This is a genomic window from Leisingera sp. F5, from assembly GCF_001593695.1.
Genome location: NZ_LUKH01000860.1, coordinates 1 through 1,546 on the forward strand (window position 1 = coordinate 1; position 1,546 = coordinate 1,546).

Genomic DNA, 1,546 nt, shown 5'->3' on the forward strand with positions numbered 1-1,546 from the left:
CGGTTGAGGTGACGGTGCATTGCCCGCCCGGTGCGATCTTGACAAAGCTGCGGTAAATGCGGTTTTAAGGATGCATGGGGACAACCGCGAACGCCCCGTGAGGCGACAAGCCCAAGGTTCGCATGTTAACCTTGCTCGCGAGGAGACATGCTTATGGCTGCCCCGAATGAAATCACCCCAGCCCAGCTCTTGCGCCTGATCGGCACACCAGCCGCTCCGGTTCTGGTCGATATCTGCATTGACGAGGACTTTGCCGCGGATCCTTTTCTGATCCCCGGCTCCTTTCGCCATCCCCATCGGGACATCGACGGCCTCAAGGCCCGGCTTGGCGGGCGGCGTTGCGTGGTGATCTGCCAGAAGGGCATCAAACTGTCGCAAGGCCTGGCCGCGTGGCTGCGCAATGACGGGGTTGAGACGGAATACCTGCAGGGCGGCATGTTTGCCTGGCGCAGCCTGAAAGACGCACCGCGGATCCCGGCCAGCGCCCTGCCCGCCCCCGCAGGCAGCAGCACCCTGTGGGTGACCCGCCACCGGCCCAAGATCGACCGCATCGCCTGCCCCTGGCTGATCCGCCGCTTTGTGGATCCGAATGCGCGCCTTCTGTTTGTCTCGCCGTCCGAGGTGGCCGGCGTTGCAGACCGCTTTGGCGCCACGCCGTTTGATGTCGAAGATGTGTTCTGGTCCCATCGCGGGCCGCTTTGCACTTTTGATACCATGCTAGATGAGTTCGGCCTCAGGACACCGGCGCTTGACAGGCTGTCCCTGGTTGTGAGAGGCGCCGACACCAACCGGCACGATCTGGCCCCCGAGGCGGCCGGGCTTCTGGCGCTCTCGGTCGGGCTGTCACGCCAGTTCAAGGACGATCATCAGCAGCTTGAGGCAGGCATGACCCTTTATGATGCGCTTTACCGTTGGGCCCGCGACGGCCAGAATGAGGGCCACGACTGGCCCGCGGACCGCAAGGCATGAGCCAGCCATGCTGGACGGAGATGTTCCGTGTCTTCGGGCGCATCGGGGTGCTGAGCTTTGGCGGCCCCGCGGCGCAGATTTCGGTGATGCACAAGGAACTGGTTGAAGACCGGCCCTGGCTGAGCGAGGAGAGCTTTCTGCGGGGGCTGTCCTTTTGCATGCTGCTGCCGGGACCAGAGGCAATGCAGCTGGCAACCTATACCGGCTGGCGGATGCGCGGCACCGCCGGCGGGCTGCTGGCGGGGCTGCTGTTTGTGTTGCCCGGTGCGGCTGTCATTGCGGCGCTGGTCTGGCTTTATGCGCAATACGGCACCCTGCCCGCAGTGCAATCGGCGTTTCTGGGGGTCAAGGCGGCAGTGGTTGTCATTATCCTGCAGGCGTTGCGGCGGTTGGCCGGCAAGGCCCTGAACCATCCGCTGGACTGGGCACTGGCAGGGTTTGGCTTTACCGCGCTGTTCCTGCTGAACATGCCGTTTCCACTGGTGGTGCTGGCCGCCGCCTGCATTGGCTTGCTGCGCAAAGACAGCAGCCCCGGAGAGCCCGCACACCGCACGCCTGCCCGCAACGGCAGCACCCT

2 protein-coding genes are annotated in these 1,546 nt (G+C 64.5%); both read left to right on the top strand.

Features of this window, described 5'->3' with window-relative positions:
* The first annotated feature begins 153 nt into the window (after nucleotides 1-153).
* Entirely contained in the window at nucleotides 154-969 is an 816-nt protein-coding gene (locus A2I95_RS36825; protein ID WP_291737433.1) for a sulfurtransferase/chromate resistance protein, read from the top strand.
* Nucleotides 966-1,546: chromate transporter (locus tag A2I95_RS36830; protein WP_291737434.1), on the top strand; the 581-nt coding region annotated here is incomplete at its 3' end. The genes A2I95_RS36825 and A2I95_RS36830, both read left to right, overlap by 4 nt.

What these genes read in the sequence shown, in the direction of transcription:
- A2I95_RS36825 (WP_291737433.1), top strand. Translation starts at nt 154, where the DNA reads ATGGCTGCCCCGAATGAAATCACCCCAGCCCAGCTCTTGCGCCTGATC.